The organism is Parahoeflea olei (assembly GCF_001703635.1).
Lineage (GTDB): Bacteria > Pseudomonadota > Alphaproteobacteria > Rhizobiales > Rhizobiaceae > Hoeflea > Hoeflea olei.
The window spans coordinates 598,084-605,423 of record NZ_LQZT01000001.1; the positions used below are offsets into that span (position 1 = coordinate 598,084).

Here is a 7,340-nt window from a genome sequence, read left to right on the forward strand (position 1 = left end):
ACATCGTGTAGGTGAACGGCAGCAACAGCGCCATCGCAAGCGTGGCCGTCAGGCCCGGAATGGCGCCGACGACGATGCCGGCAGCCGTTCCCGCCAGCATCGCGACCATGCTCTCGAGCAAAAGCGCATGCGGCAGCCCGGAAAGGACCTCAACCATATCAGTCTCCGAATATCAGTTCTGCGGGCAAGGGTTGCGACAAGGCGAGATTGAAGACGAGATAGGCCAGACCGACGAACGCGATCGTGCCGATGGTCATGCGCAGGACGTTGCGGTCACCGCCAAGCAACGCCATCGCCGGGATCAGCAGCAACGAACTCGTCAGGAACCCGACATGCCCGGCCAGCCAGATGAAGAGCCCCAGCATGACGAGGCCTGCAAACCCCTTTGCCAGCGGCGCCTCGTCGCTGAAGCGCGTGGCACGGTCGAGCTTGGCGATCGTGATCGCCGACAGCGCGACCATCGCGCCGCCGACGGCAATCGGGAAATAGGCGCTTTCCCCCGTCTGGCGGGCGCCATCCCAGATGATGACGCCGCCGATCAACGCAACAGCCAGAGATGTCGCCAGCCGCTCGAGCGGCCGGACGACGTTTCCCTGTGCCTGGTCAGGCTCTACTGCCATGGAGTTTCATTCCACATGGCCTGGTAATCCTGCTGAAGCTGGTTCACATGGGCCTGGAATTCTTCCGTGGGCATGTAGCGGACCTCGGTGAAGAGTTCCTTGTTGCGGGCGATGAACTCGGGGTTCTTCGCCACCGCCTCGACGGCGGCCGCAAGCTTGGCGACGATTGCAGAGTCGGTGCCGGCGGGAAGGCCGATGCCGCGTTCCGACAGCATCGCCACGTCGTAGCCGAGCGATTTGGCGGTGGGCACGTCCGGAGCGAGATCCGAGGCTTCGGTGCCGAACTGGGCCAGGATGCGGACCTTGCCGGCCTCGGCATTCGGCATCGCTTCACCCAGGTTGAGCGCCGCAGCCGCCACGTGGCCGCCCATCAGCGCCGTGCGCGCCGCACCGGCGGAGGCAAACGGGACATGGGTGAACTCGACGCCCGCGGCCTTGGCCAGGTAACGCATGGCAAGATGGTCGTCGGTTCCGACGCCGGTCGTGCCGATGGTGACCGCACCCGGATTTTCCTTGGCGTAGGCGACCAGTTCCTCAAGCGTGTTGAAGGGGCTGTTTGCGGGAACCGAAATCGCCGACGGGTCGCGCACGAGCCCGGCCACGGGAATGATGTCCTCGGCCTTGAAGGCGGCGTCCTTGGTGATCGGAATGGTCAGCATCGGCGGCAGGTTGAGAATGCCCATCGTGTAGCCGTCCGTGTCCGCATCGGCGATCGCCGCGTGACCCACTTCGCCGCCGGCGCCGGGGCGATTGACCACGACCACCGGCTGGCCGAGTTCCTTTTCCAGAAGCGGCTGCAGGGTACGCGCCGTCACATCGGTTCCGCCGCCCGCGCCATAGGCCACGATCAGGTTGATCGGCTTTTCGGGCCATTCGGCAAAGGCGGGCGCCGCGGTCACGAGGAATGCCGCAGCGGCGACAGTAAGACTTTTAAACATGAAACCTCCCTGGGTTGAGCACGCAGGATCGGCGTGTGTGCCGCCCCTTCGTGCGGCCGGACCATAGCCATCAGATCCCCTCCGGCAAGCGGTTTACAGTCGGCAATTGCGCCAATGCGCAGGTCGATATAAAGGTCGATGGAATTATCAATAATCTGGTGAGCCCCATGACCAGCCACGGAACCACAACCGAAATGGCGGTTGCCGCAATAGTCGCCGACCTCGAGCAGGATATCATTTTCGGCCGCTTCCTGCCCAAGCAGCGCCTCTATGAAGACGAATTCATCGTCCGCTTTTCGGCTAAGCGGCACATCGTGCGCGCCGCGCTCCAGGAACTCGAACGGCGCGGAATCGTCGAGCGCCACCCCAACCGCGGGGCTTCGGTGCGCTACTTTTCGCGCGAGGGCGTTGCCGCGCTCTATGAACTCCGGGTGATCCTGCACGAGGCCGCCGCCCGGCGGATCGTCCTGCCCGCCGACCCCGCCTGGTTTTCAGACCTTGAGGCCGCCCGCGACGAGCACGCCCGGGCCGTGGTCGAGCGCGATCTCGGCGCGGTGTTTCAGGCCAATACACTGTTTCACCGCAAGCTGTTCGAAGGCACCCGAAATCCCTATCTGAGCGAGGCGATCGAGACGTCGAATGCGAAGACGCACGGGATCCGCTCGCATGGACTTGGCGTGCCGCGGCTGCTCGAACGGGCACGCGACGAGCATTTCGCCATGGTCGACGCCGTCGCTGCCGGCAATCTCGAAGAGCTATCCAGGCTCTGCATCGAGCACATGAGCCCCGCGCGCGCGTTCTACGAGGAGAAATACTGCGGCGTGCTGTGACGGGAGCCGCAGCCAGGCCTGTGGCCTGTGTCAAGCCTCACCTACCTATCTGAACACAATGCTTGACCACCTATTCGCATGGGCCGACGATGAAGCTGGAAGTGGGCCGAATTCCGGGTTTTTTGTAGTGTACCCCCTCAACTCATGCCAATCGCAGCAGCCTAATCGTAATCGAGAACAATACCGGATGCGGCGAGGTCACGTCGAATACGGTCAAGCGCTTTGTAAGCGGCACGACTGTCCATAACTTCCGCAAATCGTCTCAATGTTTCCACCGGCGTTCTACCATTCGCTGAGATCATCGCCTGCCGGTGCCGGTAATCGGAGAGCCAACTGTCGGCAAATGCCTGCTCACTATGCCCAAGCCCCATTTTAGATATCATCAATGACAGGCGCTCATCCGCAGAAGGATATTCCTGCGTGTGCTGAAGGCCGAAAATTTCCAGGAAATGAAAAACATTGTGGAGATTAAGGAGGCTACTGAGGAGTTCGGAGCGCCATTTTTCGATAACCGCTTCGACCGAGTAGGCATCGGCTGCAAGCTCGATGCTGCGCCGTGAACTTAACGAACTCGTGTGCGGAACGATATCAACTTGGATTGCGCCTCCCACATCAACGCGGGTCGTATGGCCAAGCGCCACATGGCCGAGTTCATGAAGGATCAAAAGCAGAAGCGACGTCGAAACACCGAGTTCAACGTCCTTTGCCGCGCGGGGCCCCAACATGTCCGCAATGGTTACCGGTGGCCAAAGATTCTCATAAGCGTCTACGAGGGCTATATGACCCGCTAGGTTTAGAAGGTGTGATGGCGAAAGCGTCTCTCCACTTTCGTCTGTCTCAGTCTCCAGTCGCGAAAGCAAGCTTCCGACAGAAATCAGCGACGTCTGGAAGTGCACGACATCGAATAGACCACGACATACCAACAGCGCTGGTCCGCGCGCCGATTGGATGGCTGCAGCATGGGGCAAACTCGATTCGATCCAGAGGATTGGAACCTCGGCAAGATGCTTCCGAACGTCATCGCGAAGAATCTGCTCGACCGCCCTCAGCCGAGCGCGGAACGCAATGGCGTCGGGATCATCCGGAGTGGCTGACCGCCGAGCCAAGCGAACATCCAGCGCCGCCTTCATCCGCTGCTCTGCCGTGAGCGGCATCAAGCCCAAGGTATCGCATTCGAGAATGGCAGACAGTGTCTCGGGGTCAATCTCCAGCATCGTTGTGGCCTTGCCCCTCGGCAATCAGCTCTGACAAGCGCCGCGCGATACGTTCCACATCGTCGTCACTGAGAGCAAACGATCCAGTCCTATCCCCGACCTCGACACCCACTGCAGCGCCATCCCGCCGCCCGCTGCGTTTCCAGGCATTGTGCACCCACACTGCAATCAGACTCGCGGCCACCGAAGAGGGAATTGCCGTAATCCCTAAATTGACGAGGATTGGATAGAGTGTTTCACCAAACCCTTCATCAGGCTGTTCCAGGCGCAGAGTAATATCAGGCGACGGTGCGTGAAGGGCCAGCGCGTCCCGAAATTCGCTTTCAGTGACCAAGATCCGGATCTGTGTGTTCATCAACGAACTCTCGCCTGCCGCGTTTCACACGCACGATCTTAGGCAACAAACGCAAAAAAGCGACTTGAAAATACAATCTGGCCACAGCACCAAGGTTGCTTCCACCGCGGTTCCGATGCAGCCCAATCAAGCACGGCTGTCGACCAAGCGGTCGTCCTGGCGGCCCCTAGCCACACCTGCCCCCGTCTTGCATCCACCCATTCCGTCCTCCCGTAGGGGCTCAGGGCCGGGACGCGCCAAGGCGTGGCGATCGCGGTCAGTTCACGACGACCTGGAACCAGATGTCGAGAAACTTGGAGCGCTTGATCATGTCGCGGAACACGAGCAGCTCGGGGCCGAGTTCGATCCGCTGGAGACTGTCGAGCGGGGTGAAATCTGCGGGGTAAGCCAAGCCCGCGGTTGCGAGCGCCGGCTTGAGCGCGTCCGAGCGCAGGGCATTGAGAACAGCGCGCGCGCCGCGGAGATGGGCGGCGCTTTTGGGCGCCAGCAGGGTCCAGGGCACGGCGAGCACGTAATCCTGCGGAACCACGACTTCCGCACCCTCCGGCAGGGCCGTCCCCGCCTGCAGGGCAGAAAGAGGGACGTTGTAGAGCACATCGACCTTGCCATCGCGGAAGGCGGCCAGCAGGTCGTCCGTCGTGTCGTAGATCCGCGCCTTGGCCGCCCCGAAGGCGCGCATCAGGCGCCAGTAGAGCGAGGTGCGGATCGAATCCTGGGAGGCGAGAAAATAGCTCACATCGTCGATGCCGATATTGACGATGCCGACCCGGCGCGAGAAGCGGGGGCTGTTCTGCTCGAGCGCGCGCACCAATTCGATCCGGGTACGGGGCAGGCGATCGGGGAAGGCATTGCGTCGCAAAAGCATGACGGCAGGGTCGGCCCAGAGGCCGAAAACCTCCTGCCGCCACTGGGGGCCGGAACCGGCCGCATCATCCCGGGCGGCATATCCCTCATTGGCAACGGAGACTGCGATGTCCGGCGACGCCAACAGCGCAATGTCGAACGAGGCTCTCGGGCGCCGGGCGCCCGCGGCGATCTGCGCGGAGGACAGCCGCTCATAGGACAGTTGCACACCCGGCAGGCGGTCGGACAGGGCGTCCAGCAGCGGGCCGATACGCTCCTCGGCCATGACGCCGGCGAGGCGAACGGGCCTTTCCTGCGCAGCCGCGGGCGCCGAAAGGGCTAAAACCGCAAGCAGCAGGCAGACTGCGGCGCGGAGCGGCGACACGCTCCCGGTCATGCCGCGTCCTCGTCAGCAAGCGGCAGCACCACTTCCACGACCAGCCCGCCGCCGTCCCTGTCGGCCACGGAAATCGCGCCGCCGAAGGCGACGGTCACATCCCTGGCGATGGCAAGGCCGAGGCCGGTGCCCGGATGCCGGGCGCTGGCGCGCGCGAAACGCTGGAACACTTCGGCCTTGGCCGCATCCGGGATGCCCGGCCCCCGGTCCATCACCCGCAGCACGGCACGCCCTTCCGCGGCGGAGAGCGCGACATGCGTCGGCCCGGGGGCGTGAATGAAGGCATTTTCCACCACGTTGCGCACCATTTCCCGCAGGACCACCGGTTCCGCATCGACGAGAACCGGCGCCTGCGGGGCCACCTGAACCAGCGACCGAATCAGACCGGCATAGGCGCTTTCCGCGCGCAGCATCCGCACCGCGCCCGTCACCGCCTCGCGAAAATCGACGATCTCGCGGTCCCGCGTCTCCAGACGATGCATCGTCGTTGCATCGGACAGGAGCATGTTGGCGAGCAACCCGGCCTCGCGGGCATTGTGGTGAATGCGCGAAAGCCGACGGCGCACCTGCGGGTCCTCGGCTTCCTCCAGCCCGACTTCGGCCTGGGCCTGGATCGCGGCAAGCGGCGTGCGCAGCTGGTGGGCCGCGTCGGCCGTCACGCGCTTGACGCCGTCAAGCACCGACCCCAGGCGGTCCATGAACTCGTTCAGGGCAGAAACCAGCGCCGAAACCTCCGCCGGCACCTCGGTATCGATCCGTCCGAGGTCGGACGGGCGACGTGCCCGCAAATTGCTTTCGATGAGGCGCAGCGGAGAGAAGGCCGACCGCACGGACACGAGGATCAGCCCCCCGGAGACGAGCGCGATCGCCCCGGCCGGCAGCATGCCGTTGACGGTCAGTTGCTCGGCAAGTTCCTGTCGCGCCTCGCGCGTTTCCGCCACCATGACGCCGATCCAGCCGCCCGTCCCGGTCGCCATGTCGGCGCGGTAGCGCTGCACCGAGGCGACGCGCACCGGATCGCCGCGGTAGACCGAATCGTACAGATGCAGTGCCTCATCCTGCACGAGCGGTATGTCGAGCGCCAGGATCGGCGAGCCGGTGACCAGGCTGCCATCCGGGGCGGTGACCCGGTAGAACACCCGGTTCAGGCGGGAGGTGCCGAGGATCGCAAAGGCGGAATAGGGAATGTCGACGGTAACAGCGCCCTCCTCGATGCCGACGGTGTCGGCGATGGCGAGCGCCGAGGCCGTCAGCACACGGTCGAAGGCCTCGTCCGCGGCGCGGCGGGCATAGGCCCTGACCGTCAGCGTCAGAACGGTGCCGATAACCAGGAAAAGACAGGCCGTGGTGATGAGCAGCCGTCGCTCGATCGACAATCGCGTCATCGGCCTACCGCGTCGTCCTTCATGCGCAGCATGTAGCCGGCTCCGCGATGGGTGACGATTTCGACATCCAGGCCGTCCAGTTTCTTGCGCACGCGCGACACCAGCAGCTCGACCGCATTGGGCGTTCCGACATCGTCGTAGCCAAAGAGCTTGAGAAACAGCTTGTCCTTGCTGACGGTGTTGCCCGCCTGCGAGGCAAGGGTTTCCAAGACTTCGAACTCGCGACGCCCCAGTTCCAGCGGCCTTCCGTCGACCTTGGCCGCGCGGGAGGAGAGATCGACTTCCAGAAGGCCGAAGCGGATCACCGACTGGGCAAGGCCCTTGTGGCGGCGCGTGACCGCCCTCAGCCGCGCCTCGAGTTCGCCGAGATCGAAAGGCTTGACGATATAGTCGTCCGCCCCCAGGTCCAGCAGGCTGATCTTGTCGTCCAGCTGGTTGCGGGCGGTAATGACGAGCACCGGCGTCGGCGAATGCCGTTCGCGCATATGCGCCATCACGTCGAAGCCGTTGCGATCGGGAAGATTGATGTCAAGCACCACGATGTCGAACTCGCCGTGGATTGCCAGTTCCTCGCCGGAGATGCCGTCATGGGCCAGCGTGACATGATGCCCTGCGCGCACGAGCTTGGCCTCGATCGCTTCGGCAATGTCGATGGAATCTTCTATGACGAGAATGCGCATGAGGCTGACAGGACTCTGACAGGAAATTCGCGGTAGCCCTTACCTTACAGCAACTGCTTTCCCGAACGCGCGACGGAA

9 protein-coding genes are annotated in these 7,340 nt (G+C 63.4%); 1 reads left to right on the top strand and 8 read right to left on the bottom strand.

From position 1 onward, the window contains the following. From AWJ14_RS23070 to AWJ14_RS02760, 3 genes are all read right to left on the bottom strand, one after another. On the bottom strand, positions 1-157 hold a 157-nt coding region (locus AWJ14_RS23070), incomplete at its 3' end, for a tripartite tricarboxylate transporter permease (RefSeq protein ID WP_425349606.1). Between the two features lies 1 nt (position 158). After that, positions 159-620: a tripartite tricarboxylate transporter TctB family protein gene (locus tag AWJ14_RS02755; RefSeq protein ID WP_066174578.1), complete on the bottom strand. Its 462-nt coding sequence runs from the start codon at positions 618-620 to the stop codon at positions 159-161. Further along, on the bottom strand, positions 611-1,558 hold the full coding sequence (locus tag AWJ14_RS02760) for a tripartite tricarboxylate transporter substrate binding protein (protein WP_066174582.1): 948 nt from the start codon (positions 1,556-1,558) through the stop codon (positions 611-613). Before AWJ14_RS02760 ends, AWJ14_RS02755 begins: the two co-directional genes overlap by 10 nt. A 167-nt stretch (positions 1,559-1,725) precedes the next feature. Here AWJ14_RS02760 and AWJ14_RS02765 point away from each other — a divergent pair, with 167 nt between their 5' ends. Next, positions 1,726-2,388 carry a GntR family transcriptional regulator gene (locus AWJ14_RS02765; RefSeq protein WP_066174846.1) on the top strand — a complete coding sequence of 221 codons (663 nt, stop codon included), beginning with the start codon at positions 1,726-1,728 and terminating at the stop codon, positions 2,386-2,388. Between the two features lie 161 nt (positions 2,389-2,549). Here AWJ14_RS02765 and AWJ14_RS02770 read toward each other — a convergent pair whose 3' ends face one another. From AWJ14_RS02770 to AWJ14_RS02785, 5 genes are all read right to left on the bottom strand, one after another. Next, the gene (locus AWJ14_RS02770) at positions 2,550-3,602 is read right to left on the bottom strand and encodes a hypothetical protein (protein ID WP_066174585.1); all 1,053 of its coding nucleotides are present in this window, start codon (positions 3,600-3,602) and stop codon (positions 2,550-2,552) included. Then, positions 3,589-3,957 carry a hypothetical protein gene (locus AWJ14_RS22115; RefSeq protein ID WP_139112502.1) on the bottom strand — a complete coding sequence of 123 codons (369 nt, stop codon included), beginning with the start codon at positions 3,955-3,957 and terminating at the stop codon, positions 3,589-3,591. Before AWJ14_RS22115 ends, AWJ14_RS02770 begins: the two co-directional genes overlap by 14 nt. A 256-nt stretch (positions 3,958-4,213) precedes the next feature. Next, positions 4,214-5,197, bottom strand: coding sequence for an ABC transporter substrate-binding protein (locus AWJ14_RS02775; protein WP_066174588.1), 984 nt, complete (start codon positions 5,195-5,197; stop codon positions 4,214-4,216). Beyond that, positions 5,194-6,582, bottom strand: coding sequence for a sensor histidine kinase (locus AWJ14_RS02780; protein WP_066174594.1), 1,389 nt, complete (start codon positions 6,580-6,582; stop codon positions 5,194-5,196). Before AWJ14_RS02780 ends, AWJ14_RS02775 begins: the two co-directional genes overlap by 4 nt. Further along, positions 6,579-7,262, bottom strand: coding sequence for a response regulator transcription factor (locus tag AWJ14_RS02785; protein WP_066174597.1), 684 nt, complete (start codon positions 7,260-7,262; stop codon positions 6,579-6,581). The genes AWJ14_RS02780 and AWJ14_RS02785 overlap by 4 nt, the downstream gene beginning before the upstream one ends. Between the last annotated feature and the right edge of the window lie 78 nt (positions 7,263-7,340).

Excerpts from the sequence above, each read along its gene's own strand:
- AWJ14_RS02755 (WP_066174578.1), bottom strand. The coding sequence starts at position 620 with ATGGCAGTAGAGCCTGACCAGGCACAGGGAAACGTCGTCCGGCCGCTC.
- AWJ14_RS02760 (WP_066174582.1), bottom strand. The coding sequence starts at position 1,558 with ATGTTTAAAAGTCTTACTGTCGCCGCTGCGGCATTCCTCGTGACCGCG.
- AWJ14_RS02765 (WP_066174846.1), top strand. The coding sequence starts at position 1,726 with ATGACCAGCCACGGAACCACAACCGAAATGGCGGTTGCCGCAATAGTC.
- AWJ14_RS02770 (WP_066174585.1), bottom strand. The coding sequence starts at position 3,602 with ATGCTGGAGATTGACCCCGAGACACTGTCTGCCATTCTCGAATGCGAT.
- AWJ14_RS22115 (WP_139112502.1), bottom strand. The coding sequence starts at position 3,957 with ATGAACACACAGATCCGGATCTTGGTCACTGAAAGCGAATTTCGGGAC.
- AWJ14_RS02775 (WP_066174588.1), bottom strand. The coding sequence starts at position 5,197 with ATGACCGGGAGCGTGTCGCCGCTCCGCGCCGCAGTCTGCCTGCTGCTT.
- AWJ14_RS02780 (WP_066174594.1), bottom strand. The coding sequence starts at position 6,582 with ATGACGCGATTGTCGATCGAGCGACGGCTGCTCATCACCACGGCCTGT.
- AWJ14_RS02785 (WP_066174597.1), bottom strand. The coding sequence starts at position 7,262 with ATGCGCATTCTCGTCATAGAAGATTCCATCGACATTGCCGAAGCGATC.